This is a genomic window from Streptomyces fulvoviolaceus (assembly GCF_000718165.1).
Lineage (GTDB): Bacteria > Actinomycetota > Actinomycetes > Streptomycetales > Streptomycetaceae > Streptomyces > Streptomyces fulvoviolaceus.
The window spans coordinates 1-266 of sequence record NZ_JOEY01000216.1 but is presented as its reverse complement, the minus strand read 5'-3'; the positions used below and the strand labels follow the sequence as shown (position 1 = coordinate 266).

The 266-nt window shown below is 68.4% G+C and carries 1 protein-coding gene; it reads right to left on the bottom strand.

The genetic code is table 11. From position 1 onward, the window contains the following. A partial coding sequence (locus IG08_RS0153590) for a WecB/TagA/CpsF family glycosyltransferase (RefSeq protein ID WP_030622474.1) occupies nucleotides 1-266 on the bottom strand: 266 nt, incomplete at both ends.

Below are 266 nucleotides of genomic sequence, written 5' to 3'. Positions count from 1 at the left end.
GGCCGGTCTCAGCCGGGCCCACTGCGCCATGAGGATCAGCAAGTAGTGCGGGTTGAGAATGAGGTACCGCCGCCACAATCGGGCAGGTTCCAGACCCAGCCGCCACAGCCACTCCCAGCCGTGCTTCTGCATCCACAGCGGCGGCCTGCGCAGGATTCCCGCGTGGTAGTCGAACGCGGCGCCGACCGCGAGCAGCGGCATCGGCAGCAGTGGTCGCATGGCGTGCACGAAGGTTTCCTGGCGCGGGCAGCCGAGTCCGACCAGGA